General features: G+C 73.2%; 17 protein-coding genes. 7 read left to right on the forward strand and 10 right to left on the reverse strand.

Features of this window, described 5'->3' with window-relative positions; translation table 11 throughout:
- Positions 1–62: 62 nt before the first annotated feature.
- Positions 63–3,890, reverse strand: a complete 3,828-nt coding sequence (locus LCG91_RS13960; protein WP_224441760.1) for an AAA family ATPase — start codon at positions 3,888–3,890, stop codon at positions 63–65.
- A 113-nt stretch (positions 3,891–4,003) separates the two neighbouring features.
- Here LCG91_RS13960 and LCG91_RS13965 point away from each other — a divergent pair, with 113 nt between their 5' ends.
- The 3 genes from LCG91_RS13965 (at position 4,004) to LCG91_RS13975 (ending at position 6,424) form a co-directional block, all read left to right on the forward strand.
- Positions 4,004–4,891, forward strand: coding sequence for an HpcH/HpaI aldolase/citrate lyase family protein (locus tag LCG91_RS13965; RefSeq protein WP_202596862.1), 888 nt, complete (start codon positions 4,004–4,006; stop codon positions 4,889–4,891).
- Between the two features lie 9 nt (positions 4,892–4,900).
- Positions 4,901–5,371, forward strand: a complete 471-nt coding sequence (locus LCG91_RS13970; RefSeq protein ID WP_224441761.1) for a DUF6264 family protein — start codon at positions 4,901–4,903, stop codon at positions 5,369–5,371.
- 177 nt (positions 5,372–5,548) lie between these two features.
- On the forward strand, positions 5,549–6,424 hold the full coding sequence (locus LCG91_RS13975; protein ID WP_224441762.1) for an aldo/keto reductase: 876 nt from the start codon (positions 5,549–5,551) through the stop codon (positions 6,422–6,424).
- Positions 6,425–6,485: 61 nt separating this feature from the next.
- Here LCG91_RS13975 and LCG91_RS13980 read toward each other — a convergent pair whose 3' ends face one another.
- Entirely contained in the window at positions 6,486–6,974 is a 489-nt protein-coding gene (locus LCG91_RS13980; protein WP_224441763.1) for a hypothetical protein, read from the reverse strand.
- 106 nt (positions 6,975–7,080) lie between these two features.
- On the opposite strand from LCG91_RS13980, the gene LCG91_RS13985 reads away from it, so the two are divergent.
- The gene (locus LCG91_RS13985; RefSeq protein ID WP_224441764.1) at positions 7,081–8,046 is read left to right on the forward strand and encodes an NAD(P)H-quinone oxidoreductase; all 966 of its coding nucleotides are present in this window, start codon (positions 7,081–7,083) and stop codon (positions 8,044–8,046) included.
- Between the two features lie 23 nt (positions 8,047–8,069).
- Here the strand turns inward: LCG91_RS13985 and LCG91_RS13990 are convergent, their stop codons facing one another.
- The 7 genes from LCG91_RS13990 to LCG91_RS14020 all read right to left on the reverse strand — a co-directional run bounded on the left by LCG91_RS13990 (position 8,070) and on the right by LCG91_RS14020 (position 15,373).
- Positions 8,070–8,798 (reverse strand): amino acid ABC transporter ATP-binding protein, encoded by a 729-nt coding sequence (locus LCG91_RS13990; protein WP_318010439.1) that lies wholly within the window; start codon positions 8,796–8,798, stop codon positions 8,070–8,072.
- A gap of 8 nt (positions 8,799–8,806) precedes the next feature.
- The gene (locus tag LCG91_RS13995) at positions 8,807–9,685 is read right to left on the reverse strand and encodes an amino acid ABC transporter permease (RefSeq protein ID WP_224441766.1); all 879 of its coding nucleotides are present in this window, start codon (positions 9,683–9,685) and stop codon (positions 8,807–8,809) included.
- 4 nt (positions 9,686–9,689) lie between these two features.
- The gene (locus LCG91_RS14000; protein ID WP_224441767.1) at positions 9,690–10,514 is read right to left on the reverse strand and encodes an ABC transporter substrate-binding protein; all 825 of its coding nucleotides are present in this window, start codon (positions 10,512–10,514) and stop codon (positions 9,690–9,692) included.
- Between the two features lie 106 nt (positions 10,515–10,620).
- Positions 10,621–11,115, reverse strand: a complete 495-nt coding sequence (locus tag LCG91_RS14005; RefSeq protein WP_224441768.1) for a cupin domain-containing protein — start codon at positions 11,113–11,115, stop codon at positions 10,621–10,623.
- Entirely contained in the window at positions 11,112–12,575 is a 1,464-nt protein-coding gene (locus tag LCG91_RS14010; protein WP_318010440.1) for an amidohydrolase family protein, read from the reverse strand. Before LCG91_RS14010 ends, LCG91_RS14005 begins: the two co-directional genes overlap by 4 nt.
- Positions 12,572–14,317, reverse strand: a complete 1,746-nt coding sequence (locus LCG91_RS14015) for an adenosylhomocysteinase (protein WP_224441769.1) — start codon at positions 14,315–14,317, stop codon at positions 12,572–12,574. The genes LCG91_RS14010 and LCG91_RS14015 overlap by 4 nt, the downstream gene beginning before the upstream one ends.
- 105 nt (positions 14,318–14,422) lie before the next feature.
- Positions 14,423–15,373, reverse strand: a complete 951-nt coding sequence (locus LCG91_RS14020) for a PrsW family intramembrane metalloprotease (protein ID WP_224441770.1) — start codon at positions 15,371–15,373, stop codon at positions 14,423–14,425.
- 73 nt (positions 15,374–15,446) lie between these two features.
- On the opposite strand from LCG91_RS14020, the gene LCG91_RS14025 reads away from it, so the two are divergent.
- The 3 genes from LCG91_RS14025 to LCG91_RS14035 all read left to right on the forward strand — a co-directional run bounded on the left by LCG91_RS14025 (position 15,447) and on the right by LCG91_RS14035 (position 16,794).
- Positions 15,447–15,710 (forward strand): glutaredoxin family protein, encoded by a 264-nt coding sequence (locus LCG91_RS14025; RefSeq protein WP_224441771.1) that lies wholly within the window; start codon positions 15,447–15,449, stop codon positions 15,708–15,710.
- A 126-nt stretch (positions 15,711–15,836) separates the two neighbouring features.
- Positions 15,837–16,112, forward strand: a complete 276-nt coding sequence (locus LCG91_RS14030) for a GlsB/YeaQ/YmgE family stress response membrane protein (protein ID WP_058730098.1) — start codon at positions 15,837–15,839, stop codon at positions 16,110–16,112.
- Positions 16,113–16,308: 196 nt separating this feature from the next.
- Positions 16,309–16,794, forward strand: coding sequence for a hypothetical protein (locus LCG91_RS14035; RefSeq protein WP_224441772.1), 486 nt, complete (start codon positions 16,309–16,311; stop codon positions 16,792–16,794).
- 33 nt (positions 16,795–16,827) lie between these two features.
- On the opposite strand, the gene LCG91_RS14040 is transcribed toward LCG91_RS14035, so the two are convergent.
- Positions 16,828–18,276: a flotillin family protein gene (locus LCG91_RS14040; RefSeq protein WP_224441773.1), complete on the reverse strand. Its 1,449-nt coding sequence runs from the start codon at positions 18,274–18,276 to the stop codon at positions 16,828–16,830.
- Positions 18,277–18,292: the final 16 nt, after the last annotated feature.

Consider the following 18,292-nt stretch of genomic DNA (forward strand, 5'->3'; position numbering starts at 1 on the left):
GGGACCCTGTCACCGGCGGACGGGGCCCGACGCGGGCACGCTGGGGTGGAGATCCGACGTGCTCACCGGCGGGCGGGGATCGGCGGGATCGAGATCTCCTGCGTGGCCCCGCGGTCGACGCCGAGCACCGACGCCACCGTGTCCGCCACCCGGTCGGGGTCGGAGAACAGCTGGAACGCGTGCACGCGCACGTAGTGCCACCCGAGGCGACGCAGCACCTCGGGGCGGAGCCGCAGCGACTCGCGCAGCGAGCCGCGGACGAGCGACGCGTCGGTCTCGATCGTCACGCAGACGCCCCCGTGCGCCGCGACCAGGCCGAGCTTGCCGCGGTGCCCGAGCGCGACCGGGATGCCGCGCATCTCGAGGCGCCGGGCGAGGTCGACGAGCAGCGGGTCGGAGTCGTCCGGCACGTACTCGGCGGTGGTGCGGGCACGGACTTCGGCGAGGATCTCGGCCAGCGCGACGGTGCCGTGGCCCATCCGCTCGGCCTCGATGTCCGACGGCTGGAAGCACGTGACGATGACCATCGAGCGACGGGCCCGGGTCATCGCGACCGCGAGCAGGCGCTCCCCGCCCGGCTTGCCGAGCGGACCGAAGTCGCGCAGCACACGGCCGTGCGGGGTCCGGCCGTAGCCGATGGAGAACACGACGCGGTCGCGGCTCTGCGCCACGGACTGCTCGAGCGTCGCGACGATGAACGGCTCGGCGCGGTCGCCGATGACGAACTCGGTGAGGTCCTTGTGGCCCTGCGCCGCGGTGAGGACGGCCTGCTCGACCCGCACCGCGTGCTTCGCCGAGGCCGTGATGACCATGAGCGACTCGGTCGGCCGGGTGCGGGCGTGCTCGGTGACGAGCCGGACGACGCGGTCCACCTCGGCGTCGACGCTCTCGACCGCTCCCGAGTCGGGGTCCGGCACTGCCTTGCCGTCGCTGACGTAGTCGATCGCGATCGAGCCGTGCCCGAGGAACGAACCGGCCCACGGCAGCGACTCGATGCGGCCGCCGTAGAAGCGACGGTTCACGAGCTCGGCGAGGTCCTCGCCGCCGGCGCGGTACGACCGCGTGAGCGACAGGGTCGGCAGGAGCGTCGAGAGCTTGGCCAGCGCGGAGTCGGCGTGCAGGGCGTCGAGGGTGCCCTCGTCCACCTGCAGCGCCCGGTGGTCGGGGTCGACCGCGGTCCGGAACGGCGACGGCGTCTGCGTCACCGGGTCCCCGAACACGACGGTCTGACGGGCGCGACGGACGGCGCCGACGGTCTCGGCGATGGTGACGGCCCCGGCGTCGACGAGGATCACCGTGTCGAACGGCATCGTGTCGGCGATCTCGGGGACCTCGTACGGCGAGGCGAGCCACACCGGCGCGATCGACCGCGACAGGTGCGGCGCGGAGTCCTGCAGCAGGCGCGAGGTGATCGCGCCCTCCTTGAGCTGCGTCTTCAGCGCCGTGGCCTCGTCCGGCCAGTCGACGAGCCCGACCTTCCAGTTCTCGGCGAGCTGCCACGCCAGGCCCTGGGAGACCCCGGCCGCGTGGGCGTCGTCGACGAGCCGGAAGTCGGCCTCGACCCGGTCGAGCATGTCGGTGTTGCCGCCGAGCAGCGCCCGGTCGGACTCGAGCATCGTCTCGAGCGCGGACTGCCACCACGCGAGCTCGAGCTCAGCGGGCACCTGGGTGTCCGGCACGTGCCGGTTCGCCAGGTCCGTGATGAGCGGCTCGAGCTGCAGGTCGCGCAGGGTCTGCATGAGCTCGGTGCGCTCCTGCAGGTTGTGCAGGACGTCGGACTCCTCGGCCAGGCGCGCGATCGTCGGCACGAGCTCGTCGATCGGCAGGTTCGCCAGCTGCTCGTCGCGTGCGGTCCGGCCGAGCGGCTCGTCCAGGCGCGCGAGGTCCTGCACGACGTTCGAGAAGAGCACCTGGACGTCGCCGATGCCCGTGGGCACCTCGGGGTTCACGCCGGCGGCGACGTACCGCTGCCAGAGCACGCGCTGCTGCTGCACGCGGGTGAGTGCCTCGTGCAGGTCGGACACGTGCACGCCCGGGCGGACGTACTCGCGGGCGAGCTTCTTCAGCCGGCGACGGTTCGTCGACGACATCGGGGCGCCCTCGCCACGCGGAGCGGTGGCGGCGACGAGCTCGGACACCGAGCGGTCGAACACGACGGGCAGGAAGCGGTCGAGGGTGTCCCGGATCTCGGTGAGCAGGCGGAGGTAGATGCCGAGCTCGTTGATCGTCGTGAACTGCCGCATGTGCGTCGACGCCACGAGGTCGTGCGCCCGGCGCAGGAGCGTCGGCAGCCCGTCGGTGTCGAGGTCCTTCGCGGTCTTGTGCGCCCGCTGCGCGCCGTCGCTCGAGCCGAACTTCGCGCCGTACCAGGGCGAGTCGTCGGGGCCGTAGCGGAACTCGCCCAGGTTCGCGGCGCTGACCATCGTCTCGGCGACGCGCGAACGTCCCTCGACCATGCTCGTCACGGACCGCTTCGACAGCCGCGCGGTCGTCGACGGCGGCACGGGCAGCAGCGACAGGCGCGACAGCTCGACCAGGCAGTCGAGCACCGAGACGCCGAAGTCCGGGTCGACCCGGGTCAGCGAGCCGCGGTAGTCGGTGAGGACCTTGCGGAGCCGGACCAGGGCGTCGTCGACCTCGCGGAGGTTCGGACGCGCGGCCTTCTCGTTCCGCGCGATGGCCCGGACGACGTCACGGCGCAGGGTGCCCGGCGTCACGGCGACGCCCGGCAGCTGGACCTCGGCGAACCGTGCGGCGATGCCCCGCAGGGTCGCCCGGCGTGGGCTCACCACGAGGACGCGCTTGTTCGCGGCGACCAGGCCGCCGAGCGCGTTGACGATCGTCTGCGTGCCACCGGTGCCCGGCAGGGTCTTCACGACGATCGAGTTGCCGGCCGTGATCTGCGCGATCACGTTCTCCTGCTCGTCGTCGGCGTCGAGCAGCAGCGTGTCGGTCTCCGGGCTGCGCTCGTCCGACGGCGTCTGCTCGACCGGGTGGTAGGACTGCTCGACCTGCCACTTCGCGCTGGGGTTGCCGGCGAGGGCGTCGAGCACCGGGTGGGACAGGTCGCCGGTGTCCTCGACCATGCCGCTGGCGACCTCGGCGAAGGTCGAGACGACCAGGCGCGCGTGCACCGAGAAGCCGGGGATGTGCGCAGTGAGCCCGCGGAGCCGGTCGATGACGGGGTTCGGCGTGAACGAGCCGTCCTGCTGCGCGAGCGCGACGAACGACTGCGCGTCGAGGATGACGCCGTACTGCTCGTGCAGTGCGTCCGCGAGACCCGGGTTGAGCACGGGCTCGCCGAGCAGGCGGACCTCGAAGTCGCGGCCGTGCCGACGGATCGCGAGCGGGCGGAGCAGCACCGGCCCGCGGAAGTGCTCGTCGCCGTGCTGCCAGTCGGCCATGCCGATGCCGAGCTTCACCGCGTCGATGCCCCGGACCGTCGCGAGCTCGGTGCCCTTCGCCTCGACCTGGGCGGCGGCGACACGCGCGGCACGCAGCGCGACCTCGTCACGGATCAGGCTGGACAGCAGGGTCGTCTTGCCGGTGATGAACTGCGCGAGCCCACCCGGGTGGGTGGTGGACAGTTCGATGCGGGCGCGCGGGTGGTCGCTGAAGTGGGTCAGCGGGCTGGCGCCGCCGACGCCGGTCAGCTGCGTCCGCCAGGCGTCCCACGTGGGCTCGGCGGCGTTGCCGGCCTGGAGGCGCGGGTCGCCCAGGCTGATCGCCTGCGGGCTCGTGAGCTGCAGTTCCGGGCGGAGGGTGCGGTCCGGTTCGTCGGCCCGGTCGCCCTCCCGCTGCTCGCGCCCGCCCGCGGGCGCGTCGGCGCCCTGGACGGGGACGTCGTCATCCGCGTCGTCCGCGCCGTCGGTCACCCTGTCTCGCCACACATCCGACACTGTAGGCGGAAGCGGGCGGCCTCCCTGGCAATGACCCGACGTTTCCGGCTTTCCGTGCGGGCCCGGCACCTCGTCCGACCAGCCGGTGTGGTACCAACGTGGACATGGCCATCGACGACCGCACCGCCCCGTCCGCCCCCGCACCATCGTCGGCCCGGCCAGACCGGCGCCGGTCGGTCCCCGCCGAGATCTCCCGGTCGTGGCTCCTGGTCCCCGGCACGGCGGCCGACCGCTTCGAACGGGCCCAGCGGTCGCGCGCCGACCAGATCATCCTCGACGTCGAGGACGCCGTCGACCCCGCCGCGAAGCCCGGTGCCCGCTCGACCGTCGCATCCTGGCTGGCCGGCGGCGGCGAGGCGTGGGTCCGGATCAACGACGTGACGACGGACTTCTGGGCGGACGACGTCGAGGAGCTCCGCGGGCTCCCGGGTCTGCAGGGCGTGATGCTCGCGAAGACCGAGTCGCCGGCGCAGGTCACCGACACGTGGCACCGGCTCGGCGGCCACACCCCGGTGATCGCCCTGGTCGAGTCGGCCCTCGGCATCGAGGAGGCGACGTCGATCGCGAGGGCCCAGGGCGCGTTCCGCCTGGCGTTCGGCTCGGGTGACTACCGCCGCGACACCGGCACCTCGGCCGACACGCTCGCCATGGCCTACCCGCGCTCGCGACTCGTCGTGGCCTCGCGCGTGGGCGACCTGCCCGGCCCGATCGACGGCCCCACGGTCGGCTCGGCGCACGCCATCCTGCGCGAGCAGTCCCAGGTGGCGGTGTCGCTCGGCCTGACCGGCAAGCTCTGCCTGGACACCGAGCAGCTGCCCGTCATCAACGAGGTCATCTCCCCCACGCCGACCGACGTCGCGTGGGCGCAGGACTTCCTCGACGACTTCGAGGCGCGCGGGCAGGTCATCCGCGACGGCTCCGACCTGCCGCGACTCGGCCGTGCGCAGAAGATCCAGCGGCTGGCCCGGGCGTTCGGCGTCGAGGCGCGGTAGACCGGTCGCATGACCTGGTCGCAGCCGTCCCCTCCGTCGGGCCCGCAGTCGGGCCCGGGCAGCACCGAGCGCGCGGAGTGGGTGCGCGGCGGCACGACACTGTTCCCCGCCGGCCGCGTCGCCGACCGGGTGTCGACCGTGCTGCTGCTCGCGGCGGGTGCCCTGCTGACGCTCCTCACCCTGGTGATCGGGATCATCGCGGTCGTCTCGGCCACCGCGGGCTGCGACGCGGCCACCGGGTGCTCACCCGGTCGGTTCCTCGGCGGAGCGGCGATCGCGGTCGGCGGTTCGTTCGTGATCGGGGTCGCCACGGTCGTCCTCGCGGTCGGGGCCTGGGTGCGACGCCGCACGTCGTGGTGGATCGCCGCGCTGGGCTTCGTCCTCGCGATCGTGGTCGTCACCTGGGGCGGTGTCGTCTTCGCGCAGGCGACCGATCCGGCGACCGGAGCCGGCCAGGTCACCGCGCTGCCGCTGCACTAGCCGCACACCCGCCGGACGGAAGGCGCGGGGCCGGCCGGGCCACGGGCCTCCCGTCCGCCCCGTCCCACCGCACGGTCGTGCGCACGCCGTCCCGTCGGCGCGTCCTGTCCTGTCGGCGCACCTGTCCCGTCGGCGCACGCTGGGCATCGCACCGACCCGTCGGCGCATGCTGGGCGCATGAAGCAACGAGTCATCGGAGACGTGTCGGTCAGCGCGATCGGACTGGGCGGCATGCCCATGTCCATCGAGGGGCGGCCCGACGAGCGGCAGTCGATCGCGACCATCCACGCGGCCCTCGAGGCCGGCGTGACACTCATCGACACCGCGGACGCCTACCACCAGGCCGCGAAGGACGAGATCGGGCACAACGAGGAACTCATCGCGAAGGCGATCCGCGAGTTCCACGGCGACACCGACGCGGTGCTCGTCGCCACGAAGGGCGGGCACCTGCGGCCGGAGCCGGGCGCGTGGGCGCAGGACGGCCGACCGGAGTACCTGAAGGAGGCCGCGAAGGCCTCGGCGAAGCGGCTCGGTGTCGACGCCGTAGGGCTGTACCAGTTCCACCGGCCGGACCCGTCCGTGCCGTACTCGGACTCGGTCGGGGCGCTCGCGGAGCTCCTCGACGAGGGCGTGATCCGGATGGCCGGCATCTCGAACGCCGATCCCGACCAGATCCGCGAGGCGAACGAGGTCCTCGGCGGGCGTCTGGCGTCGGTGCAGAACCAGTTCTCGCCGGCCTTCCGGTCGAGCGAGCCGGAGCTCGAGCTCTGCGACGAGCTCGGCATCGCGTTCCTGCCGTGGAGCCCCCTCGGCGGCATCGCGAAGGCGGCCGACCTCGGCACCGCGTACGAGGACTTCGCCGTGATCGCCCGGGAGCGCGACGTGTCCCCGCAGGTCGTGGCGCTGGCGTGGGAGCTGCAGAAGAGCGACGTGGTCATCCCGATCCCGGGGGCGTCGCGGCCGCAGTCGATCCTGGACTCGGTCGTCGCGGCGACCGTGAAGCTGCGCGACGAGGACGTCGCCCGGCTGGACGCGGCGAAGCCTGCGGCCTGATCCGCGCGGTGCCCTGTCCGCGGCCGGGACGGCCGCGGACGGGGTGTCCAGCGTGACCTGATCAGTCCGCGCAGACCGTGTCGATGTCCTTCGCGGCCTGCTGGACCTGCTCCGCCGAGGTGCTGAAGCCGGAGACGTCGACCGACTGCGGGTCCTTCGCCATCCCCTGGATCTTCGCGACCATGTTCCGGTAGGCCGTCTGGAACGCCTCGGCCTTCGGCTTCACGTCGGCGTTCTGCACGGCGTCGATCCCCTCGGTGAGCGAGCGGTCGAACTCCTCGAGCCGCGCCACCGCAGCCTGCGGGTCGGACTGCATGTCGGAGAGCGACTGCAGGCCCTTCGCCGAGTCCTCCACCTTCGCGCGGAGCGTCGTGCACGCCTCGGCGCGTGTCTGCGCCGCGGCGGTCGGTGTCGAGGACGAGCTCGTCCCCGTCCCGCCCGACCCGGATCCGGACCGGCCGGACGCCGGAGCAGCGCCACCCGAGGCGCAGCCGGCGAGCAGTGCAGCCGTGAGCACGGCGGTTGCGAGAGCGATGGTCTTCCTGGGCATGTGTGTCCCCCTGTTCGTGTCCACGCACGACCTCACGGCGCGGATCGAACCCGAGGCTACCGGGAGGTGTCCAGGGTGACGCGGCCCCTGGCGTAGCGTCGGGAACATGCAGGCGATCACGGCACACGACGGCGGACTCCGACTCGACGAGCACCCGGACCCGGTGGCGGGCCCCGGCGAGGTCCTCGTCGAGGTGGCAGCCGCCGGCGTGAACAACGCCGACCTGCAGCAGGTCGCGGGCAACTACCCGCCGCCGCCCGGGGCGTCCGAGGTCCTGGGTCTCGAGGTCTCCGGCACCGTCCGCGCGCTCGGCGACGGCGTGGACGGGTTCGCGGTGGGCGACCGGGTGTGCGCGTTGCTCTCCGGCGGTGGCTACGCGACGCTCGTGGCGGTCCCGGCAGCCCAGGTGCTGCCCGTGCCCGACGGCGTGGACCTGGTCGAGGCCGCCGGGCTCCCCGAGGCAGCGTGCACGGTGTACTCGAACGTGGGGATGATCGCGGGGCTCCGGCCCGGGCAGACCCTGCTCGTGCACGGCGGCACCGGCGGCATGGGCTCGCACGCGGTCGTGTGGGCGAAAGCGCTCGGCGCCCGGGTGATCGCGACGAGTGGCGGGGAGCGGAAGGTGCGTGCGTCCGAGGAGCTCGGCGCGGACCTCGTGGTGGACCACCGCACCGAGGACTTCGTCGAGCGGGCGCTCGACTTCACCGAGGGCCGCGGCGTCGACGTCGTGCTGGACGTCGTCGGTGCGGACTACCTGGCGAAGCACCTCGAGGTGCTGGCCCCGAACGGCCACATCGCCGTGATCGCCGCGGGCAGCGGTGCGAAGGGCGAGCTCGACTTCGGCGCGATGATGCGGAAGCGCGCGACCATCAGCGCCACCACGCTCCGTGCCCGTCCGCTCGACGAGAAGGCCGCGATCGTGGCCGCCGTCCGCGAGCACGTCTGGCCGCTCGTCGCCGACGGCAGCGTCCGACCGATCGTCGACTCGGTGGTGCCGCTCGCGGAGGCAGCGGAGGCACACCGCCGGGTCCGCGACGGCGAGGTCATCGGCAAGGTGCTGCTCGCCGTGTAGCTCCCGGGAGGCACGGGCGTCGGTCAGGCGTGGACGCGGGAGAGGAACTCGACGAGCGCCGGGTGCTGTGGCCGGTCGAGCACGTCGGCCGGGGCGCCCTGCTCGGCGACCTCGCCGCGGTGCAGGAACACGATGCGGTCGGCGACGTTCCGCGCGAAGGACATCTCGTGCGTGGTCATCAGGATCGTGGCGCCCTGCTCCTTGAGCTCACGGACGAGGTCGAGCACCTCGCCGACGAGCTGCGGGTCGAGGGCACTCGTCACCTCGTCGAGCAGCAGGAGCTCCGGCGACGTCGCGATCGCCCGGACGACGGCGACGCGCTGCTGCTGCCCGCCGGAGAGCCGGTCCGGGTAGGCGTCGGCGAACTCGGTCAGGCCGATGCGCTCGAGCAGTCGACGGGCGGTCGCCTCCGCCTCGGCCCGCGCGATGCCGTGCACCCGTCGGGACGCGAGCGTGACGTTGTCGAGCACGCGCATGTGCGGGAACAGGTTGAACTGCTGGAAGACGACCCCGATCCGGGCCCGGGTGGCGTCGACGTCCGTCCGCGGGTCGGCGATGTCCGTCCCCTGGAGCAGGATCTCGCCGTCGTCGATGCCCTCGAGCAGGTTCACCGTCTTGAGCAGCGTCGACTTGCCGGAGCCGGACGCCCCGATGACGCAGATGACCTCGTGGCGGTGCACGGTCAGGTCGATCCCCCGCAGGACCTCGTGCTCGCCGAACGTCTTGCGCAGTCCGCGCAGTTCCAGGACCACCGACCCGCTCACACCGTCCCCCCGATCTGCTCGCGACGCTGCTGTCGGCGCGCGATCGCGTCCGTCACCCGGATGAGCGGGAGGCTGATCACGACGAACAGCAGTCCGGCGACCAGGTACGGCGTGAAGTTGGAGTTGTCGGCCTGCTCGATCTGCGCACTCCGCACCGCGTCGACGGCACCGAGGATCGACACCAGGCCCACGTCCTTCTGCATCGAGACGAAGTCGTTCATGAGCGCCGGGGTGACCTTGCGGATCGCCTGCGGCAGCACGACGAGTCGCAGCGTCCCGGCGTGCGACAGGCCGAGCGATCGGGCGGCCAGGCGCTGGGACGGGTGCACGGCCTCCATGCCGGCCCGCAGCACCTCGGCGACGTAGGACGAGTAGGTCAGCACGATCGCGATCGTTCCCCAGACCTCCGGCGGCTGCCGCGGGACGATGCCGAGCCCGGGGATGCCGAAGCCCACCAGGTACAGCACGATGATGAGCGGCAGCCCGCGGAACAGGTCCGTGTACGCGGTGGCGAGCACCCGCAGCGGGAAGAACACCGGGTTCCGCAGGCCGCGCACGACGGCCAGCAGGGTGCCGAGCACCGCGACCCCGATCGCGCTGAAGAACAGGATCCGGATGTTCAGCCAGAGCCCGAGCAGGACGGCCGGGAAGGTGTCGACCGCGGTCTGCGGGTCGAAGAACGACTGCTGCACCGCAGCCCAACCGGGTGTGTTCACGACGCCGACCCAGACCACTGCGATCACGACGAGCGTCGAGACGACCGACACGACGACCGAGCGGCGGCCGCGCTGCCGACGGTAGAGCCGTCGCTCCAGCTCGACCTGGCTCGGTGCGGGGGCGGTCACCGGTGCACCGGCGCCTGCTGGGACGGTCACCGGGCTACTCCAGGACGGGGGTGTTCGTCGCCGAGGAGAGCCACTTCGTCTGCAGGTCGGCGAGCGTGCCGTCCTGCTCGAGCTTCGCGAGCGCCTCGTCGACCTTGCTGGTCAGCGCGGAGCCCTTCGGCAGCACGAAGCCGAACTGGTCGCCGGAGCCGTCCTCGGGGAACTGCGCGGACACCGTGCCGTCGTCGAGCTGCGCCGACGCCATGTAGAAGGCGGTCGGCAGATCGGTGACGATCGCGTCGATCTGGCCGGACTTGAGCGCCAGCACCGCGTCGTCGTTCGAGTTGAAGACCTGCGGGGTGACGCCGAGCACGTCCTTCACCGAGGTGATGCTCGTCGAGCCGGCGGCGACGCCGATGGTGTCGCCCTTCAGCGCGGCGACCGTCGTGTCCTTCGCGGCCTTCGACCCCGACGTCGTCACGACGGCCTGCGTCGTCGTGTAGTACGGCGTGGACATGTCGACGGCCTTCTTGCGCTTCGCGTCGATCGAGAACTGCTGGACGTTGAGGTCCCAGTCCTTCGCGCCGGGGGCGATGGCGCTGTCGAAGGTGCTGCGCTTCCAGACGACGTCGCCCTTCGCGTAGCCCATCTCCTTCGCGACGGCGTAGGCCACGGCGGACTCGAAGCCCTTGCCGGACTGCGGGTCGTCGTCCTCGACCCAGGGCGAGTACGCCGGCTGGCCGGTCGCGATCGTGAGCTTGCCGTCGGTGACGGTGCCGTCGCTGCCGGTACTGCTGCCGCCGGCGGAGCAGGCGGCGAGCGCGAGGGCGGCGACCGCGGCGGTGGCGACGGCGAGGGAGAGACGGCGGGTACGGGTCACGGGAGGGCCTTCGTCAGCGGGACAGGACGGGTGGAGCGGGCAGGACGCAGTGTACCGGTGGCTGGGATACCAGCGCGATGCGGATGACCGCCCGCGACGCCGGTCGCTACGCCATCGTGAAGTCGTCGAACGAGAAGCCCGGCGAGACCATGCAGCTGAGGAGCACCTCGCCGTCACCGGGCAGGGTGCGCTGCCAGACACCGCCACGCACGAAGGCCTGGGCGTCGTGCAGCCGGTGCCTCCCGGCGTCCGGGCCGAGGGTGATCCGGTCGCCGGGCTCCGGGCGGTCACCCGACCCGCCGAGTTCGAGCACGACGGTGTCCGGCCCGTGCCACATCCAGATCTCGTCGCTCGTCACGCGGTGCCAGGCCGAGGCCTCGCCCGGGGGCAGCAGGAAGTGGATCAGGGTCGCGGCGGGGCGCTCGCCGGCCGGGGTGTCGACGGTCGACGGCGAGGTCCACGTGCGGACGTACCAGCCGCCCTCCGGGTGCGGGTCCATGCCGAGGGCGGCGGCGCGCTGCGGGACGTCGAGCCACTCGATCAGCTCGCCGCCGACGGTGCGGCGGGCGACCATGCCGGGACGGGGTGCGGTGTCGGTCATCGTTCCTCCTGGGGACGGGCGGGGTCGGGGTCGGGCGCGCGGACGGGCGCGGGGACGGGCGTGGGCGCGTCGACGGGGCCGGCAGCGAGCTCGGGCACCGGCGCGGATGCGGAGCGAGCATCGAGCACGGTCGGGTGCACGATGCCGTCGGTGGCTCGCACGACGCCCCGGACCACGGTCGCGACGGCACGGCCGGCCCCGTCCTCGACGAGTTCGGCGAGCGCGTCGGGCACGGTGCGGGCGTCGACGTCGAAGACCGCCAGGTCGGCGCGTGCGCCCACGGCGAGGTGTCCGGTCCGGTCGGGTCCGACCGCCAGCCCCATGGCGTGGGCACCACCGAGGGTCGCCGCTGCGAGCAACCGCTCGTGCAGGTCGCGGTGGCCGTACCCCTGCGAACGGGCGATCCGGTGCAGTGCGGTGACGTCGGCCATCGGGTCGAGGGACGGTGACGACGACAACGAGTCCGTGCCGATCGCGATCGGGCTGCCCTCGCGCAGGTAGTCGGCGACGGGTGGCGGGTCGAGGCCGATGACGGCGTTCGACCGCGGGCAGAGCGCGACCGCGGTGCCACGTGCCCGCAGCAGCGCCCGGTCGGACGCCGTCACGTACACGCCGTGGGCGATGTGGCAGTCGGGTCCGAGCACGCCCAGGCGGTCGACGAACGCCGTGGCGCTGGCGCCGAACCCGAGCGCGCGCATGGCCCGGAAGGACGGCACGTTCGCCAGGTGCCAGTCCGCGGTGTGCCCGACACCGTCGACTCCCTCGAGCCCCGGGACCGGTCCGAGCGCGACCCGCTCCCCCTCGAACGCCGCCTCACCCAGGTGCAGGTGCAGCCGGAGGCCCCGTTGGCGCACGATGTCGGGGAGCTCGAGCAGCGGCGCGACGTCGAGGGAGTACGGCGCGTGCGGCGACAGTCCGGCGCCCGGCGTCGTCGGGATGCGCGCGAGCTCGTCGAGGACCCGGGCGCGCCCGTGGGAGTCCCACGCCGCGTTCTCCCAGTCCATGACCTCCCAGTAGGCGATGCCGCCGAGACCGTGCCGCTCCAGGACGTCCGCCGCCTCGATGTCGGTCACCACGTCCGCGATGCTCGTGACACCCGCCGCGATCGACGCGACCGCCCCCGCGGACGCCTCGGCCCGCCAGTCGTGCGGGAGCGCGTAGTCGTCGTTGAAGGCCGCTGCCCAGTCCTCGAAACCGCTGTACTGCCGCTGCCCGACACTGGACATGCCGGTGTACTGCAGGTGCGTGTGCGCGTTGACGAGCCCCGGCAGGAGCGCGCCCCGCCACCGACGCTCCGTCCACGTGCGCCCGGCTGCGTCGAGCTGGTCGACGACCCAGGACCGGTCGCCGACGTGCAGGATCCGTCCGTCCTGCACCGCGACCGCCCCGTCGGCGATCGGCGGCGCCGTCATCGGGACGACGACGCGCGCCGAGTGCACGACGACGGACGGGGCCGTCACCGGGGCGTCCCGAAGCGGTGCGTCCGGACGTCCGGCTCGCGGCCGGCGGGCTGTTCGGCGATGCGGACAGGGCCCACGCCGCCGGTTCCGGGCTGACGCGCCAGCGGCAGACCGGCCGTGCCGGTGGGGAGAGGCGCGACCCGGCTCCCCCAGGCGGCGAGCGCCACGCGGGCGGTCGCGGCGTCCACTGCCGGGTCGACCGGCACGACGGCGCGCGGGAGCTCGTCGCCGCGTTCGAGCAGCATCCGCAGGGCGCCGAGCTGCACCGCGAAGGACAGGTCCATGATCTCGACCGGGTTGCCCTCGGCGGCGCTCGTGTTCACCCCGCTGCCCCCGGCGAGCACGAGCACGTGGTGGCCGTCCGGCCAGGTCAGGCGCTCCACGTGGTGCGCCAGGGTCGTCCGGACCGCGCCGGCGCCGGTCGCCGCGGTCAGGGCGACCTCGTCGTCGACGCCTCCGGCGACGGACACCACCGATCCGGCGGCGCAGGCCCGCAGCACCGCGTGGTCCACGGTGTCCGCGACCCCGGAGGCGCTCACCACGAGGTCGGCGTCGCGGACCGCGTCGACGAGCGGCGCGACCGCGTGCCCGGCGAAGCGCGCCTGCAGGGCGCGGACCGGGTCGACCTCGGCGACGGTGACCCGGAAGCCGAGCGCGACGAGGACCTGGGCGACCCCCTCGCCGACGGGACCGAACCCGGCGACGACGGCCGCGCCTCCAGACCGGACGCGGTGCGCGCCGGACGGGAGCGCGTCGACCAGGTCGAGGGTGGCGAACACCGTCGACTGGCCGGTGCCGAAGCGGTTGTCGAAGAGCGTCTTCGTGCGGGCGTCGTTCACGGCGACCACCGGGATGCCGAGCTCGCCGCGTTCGGCCATGATGCGCACGGGGCGGAGGCCGCTCGTCGTCTCCTCCGCCGCGCCGAGCATCGTCGGGAGCAGGTCGGGCCGCTCCTGGTGCGCGAGGCGGATCAGGTGGGAGCCGTCGTCGAGGAGCACGTGCGGTCGGGTGTCGAGCATCGCGAGTGCGAGGCGGTGCTGCTCGTCGAGCGACGCCGTGCTGTCCGCGTGCACCGGCAGACCGCTGCGGCGGAGCACGTCGGCGACCGCGTCGTCGGTCTCGTCGGCGTGGGCGTACACGACGACCTCGGCACCGGCCTCGCGCAGGAGCAGGCTGAGCACGGCGGTCTTCGGCTCGAGCACCATCGCGACGCCGACCCTGGTGCCGTGGAGCAGGCCGCCGTCGCGGAGCTCCGCGGCGGTCGCGCGGGCAACCGGCATGTGCCGCCGGGCCCAGCGGATGCGTGCCTCGGCGGCCGGGTCGGCCTCGGGTTCCCGTCCCGTGGAGACGAGGAAGACGTCGTCCGACAGCGTCGGCACCGCGAGCACCCCGGGCCGGGCCGGGGCGACCGGGCCGAAGGCGTCCTCGTCGACCGCGGGGGCGTACCGGCCGGCGTCCACGACGACGAGGGTGGCGCCCCGCGGGCGGTCGGCCTCGCGTTCGACGGCGGCCGTCGATTCATCCGGGTCGCCGAGGCACCAGAGCTGGTCGATCGCTCCGACGTCCGCGGCGTCGCGCGCACCGAGCCCGGTGAGCAGCGCGACGAGCGCCGCGGCGTCGCGGGGATCGCCGCCGAGCACGCGGACCGTGCGGCCGGCGACGAGCAGGTTCGTCGCCGCAGCGAAGCGACGGACCGCGGCGGAGGCCCAGGCGGCCCGCTCGGGCTCGGGTCGCTGCGGCATGGGGCCATCGTAGGGGGCGCGGGAGTCCGGCCGGTGTCGCGCGGGCGGCCGGGTGTGCTGGGCGTCGCGCGCGGGCGTCGCCTTCCGCGGTCGGAGCGCGTTCGGTCAGAGCGCGTGCGGCGGCGGGGTCGTCGTCCACACCGGCACGGCAGCGTCACGGTCGACGAGACCCCGCGCGCGCTCCGCCCGTCGGTGGTGCAGGAGCACCGCGACGAGCACGAGCACGCCGATCGCGGTCACGACGGCCAGGCCCACCACGTACAGGGTCGTCGCGATGCCGGCGAGGCCCGGCGGCACCGTCCCTGCGGCCGCGGCGGACAGCGGCGTGCCGGTGAGGACGAACGCGAGCAGCGTCGAGAGGGTCCCGTTGCTGTCCCACAGCCCGTGCAGCACCGCCGCGACGACGTAGGCGCCCGGGATCCACCACGACCAGCGGAACCGGACGCCGCCACGGGCCGCACCGAACAGCACCGCGCCGACGATCGCCGTCCAGAGCACGTGGCCGACCGGGGACAGGACGGCACGGACCACCTCGGTCTGCAGCAGGGAGTACAGGTCGATGCCGCGCTGGGTGATCGCGGCGTTGAAGGCGTAGCCCGCGGACTCGAAGGCGGCGAACCCCGCGCCGACGGTCGCACCGAGCAGGGCCCCTTGCCGCGCGGACTTCGGCCGGACCCGCCACCCGACGACGAGGAGCAGGACGGCCTTGACGAACTCCTCGACGAAGCCGACCAGCACGAAGACGAAGGCGTCCTGGCGCAGGTCGGCCTCGAGCAGTGACGCGCCGAGCACGCCGAGGATCCCGCCGACGAAGAACGCCGTGACGAGCTGCATCGTGCTCACGGTGCCCGTCACCCGTTCGATGACGAAGAGCACGACGGTGAACGGGACGAGGAAGCTGCCGAGCAGGATGATCGTCGGCACGAGGTTCGTGTTGCTCGTCACGACGGTGACGACGATGGTGGCTGCCCACAGCAGGAAGCCGGCGAGCAGGGTCTTCCACCACCAGCCGTGGCGGTGGTGCGGGTGGACGGCGCCGTCCGTCATCGCGGTCATGGCGCCATCGTGCTCCCCGGCGCGGGAGTCGGTCGCGGGAATGTCCGGCCGCGGTCCGACGTACTGTACGGACATGACTGATGCGACGTTCGACAAGGTGACCATGTTCGGGGCGGACTGGTGCCGCGACTGCCGACGGTCGAAGGCGCTCCTCGATCGGCTCGGGGTCGACTACGACTACGTGGACGTCGAGGCCGACCTCTCCGCAGCCGACCGTGCCGAGGCGATCAGCGGTCGGAAGAACATCCCCGTCGTGGTGCTGCCGAACGGCAAGCACTTCGTGGAGCCCTCGGACGCCGAGCTGCAGGCCGAACTCGAGGCCGCCGGCGCGGCCTGATCGCCGCCCGGGCCTGTACCTCCGCGCAGGCTGTGAGCACGCTGGGGACGACCGGAGTTCAATCGGGGGCCGACCACGACCGCGGACACCCCCGGACCGCGGCGGGTCTGACCAAAGGAGGACCCCGTGCTCGGTCTCATCATCAGCCTCATCATCATCGGACTCATCGCCGGCGCCCTCGCCCGGCTGATCATCCCCGGCAAGCAGCAGATGTCGATCCTCATGACGATCGTGCTCGGCATCATCGGATCGTTCGTCGGAGGCTTCCTCGGCTTCCTGATCTTCCAGCACGACCCGATGGACGGCTTCTTCCAGCCCGCCGGCATCATCGGCTCGATCATCGGTGCCGTCATCGTGCTGTTCCTCTACACGCGCTTCGCCGGTCGGGGTGCGCGCCGCTGATCGGCTGCACACACCGCTGACCGATGTGGGGGCGTCGGACACGCACGACGAAGGACCCCGGACCGCCACACGGTCCGGGGTCCTTCGTCGTCCACGCCACGGCTACGGGCACGCCTCGTCCGAGCACGGGCAGGGCGGGGGGGGGGGGGACAGCGGGCTGACGGCCGCACATCGCCCGGGGCGTAGCGTCCCCGCCATGACCGACGAGAACGACCGCCCCCGTCCCGAGGACGACGCCGCACGGCTCGGACTCGTCGTCGTCGGCGAGGCCGCCGCCCTGCACGCCGGGGACGACGCCTCGCTCGACGCCAGCGAGGAGAACATCCGCGAGACCGTGGACAGCATGGTCGACGAGCCGTTGACGCCCCGGCAGGAGGAGGTCGTCGAGCGACTCGCGTCGGCTGGCGGGACGCTCACGGCCGGACTGAGCGGCGCGCTCGCGGCCAAGACCGGCGGCCACGTCGAGGACGTGCTCGAGGGTGCGGCGCGCAGTGTCGTGTGGCAGCAGCGTCTGGCCGCCGAGCGGGATGCGCTGCAGGGTCAGCCGCAGGAGTCGCCCGACGACGGACCGATCGACGAGCTTCGCGACGACACCCGCGGCGACGTCCGCAGCGACCTCCGCGAGGACGCCGGCGCCCAGCAGCGACACCACGACGACGACGACGGGCGCGACCGGGGCTGACCCCGACCGCGCCCGCTCGCACGAGGCCACGCGTCAGTCGATCGGTGCGGCGTCCTGTTCGCGCGCGACCGCCCGGGCAGCGGCCTGGCCGATCGTCGTGCTCCTGACGATGTCGCTCAGCGTGAAGCCGGCGGTGGTCCCGAGCAGCGCGTCGACCTCGCTGAACTGGCTCACCACGTTCTTCGACAGGGCGCCGGCACCGTCCGAGGACACCACGGTGAGCTTGTCGATGTTGCTCATCGGTGCGGCGAGTTCGCGTGCGATGCTCGGCAGGGTCTCGATCGCCTTGACCCGCAGCACCGCCTCGGAGTGCTGCGCGAGCGCGTCGGCCTGCGCCTTGGTCGCGTCGGCTTCGGCCTGACCCTTCGCGCGGATGGCGTCGGCGGCCGCCTCGCCCTCGGCACGGGAGGCGTCGGCGGCGAGCTTGCGGGCCTCGGACTCGGCCTGCGCCTCGGCCGCGACCGCCTCGGCCGAGATGCGACGGGCCTCGGCCTGGGCGCGGGCCGTCTCGACCTGGGCCGCCGCGGCGGCCTCGGCCTCGACGCGGGTCTTCCGCGCGTTCGCCTCGGCCACCGCCGTGACCTCGGACTCGAGCTCGGCGCGTCGGAGCTCGGCGCGCTTCTGCGCGGTGATCTGCTCCTGCTCGACCACACCCTGCGACGCTCGCGCCTGCGCGAGCGGACCCGCCGCAGCTGCCTCGGCCGACGCGCGGTCGGCATCGAGCTGCAGCGCCGCACGACGGATGGCCAGGGTGTTCTCGGCCTCGGCGATCGCCTGGTCCGCGGTCGCCCGGGCCTCGCGCGCCTCGCGGTCGGCCTGCGCCTCGGCGTTCTCGGCCTCGAGCCGGACGCGGGCGCGCTCGGCACGACCGAGGTCGCTGATGTAGTCGTTGCGGTCCGAGATGCCCTTGATCTCGAAGGAGTCCACGTCGAGGCCCTGGCTGTGCAGGGCGTCCTTCGCGACGTCGAGCACCGCGACGGTCAGCTGGTCGCGGTTGCGGATGATGGTCGACACGTCCGTCGCACCGATCGAGGCGCGGAGGGACCCGGACAGGACCTCACGGGCGAAGTCGTCGATCTTCTTCTCCTGGCCGAGGAAGCGCTGCGCCGCGGCACGGATGGAGGCGTCGGCCTCGCCCACCTTGACGAGCGCCACCGCCTCGACGTCGATCGTGACACCACGGGAGTCCTGCGCGTTCACGTTGATGTCGATGGCCCGCGACGACAGCGAGATCTTCGCCACCCGCTCGAAGAAGGGACGGACGAGCACGCCGGCGCCGAGCACGACCTTGATGCCCGACTCGACGGTCTCGGTGCCGTCGGGGTTCCGCACCTTGCGCGAGCGCTTGCCGGTGATGATGAGTGCTTCGTCGGCACCGGCGTTCCGGTAGACGAGCTTGGCGTACACGAGCGCGATCACGGCGAGGACGATGATCCCCACGATGACCAGCGGGACGGCACCGAGCGCGAGCAGGACTTCCATGATTCCCCCCAGCGGC

The sequence above is a fragment of the Curtobacterium sp. TXMA1 genome, from assembly GCF_020162095.1.
Classification (GTDB): Bacteria; Actinomycetota; Actinomycetes; order Actinomycetales; family Microbacteriaceae; genus Curtobacterium.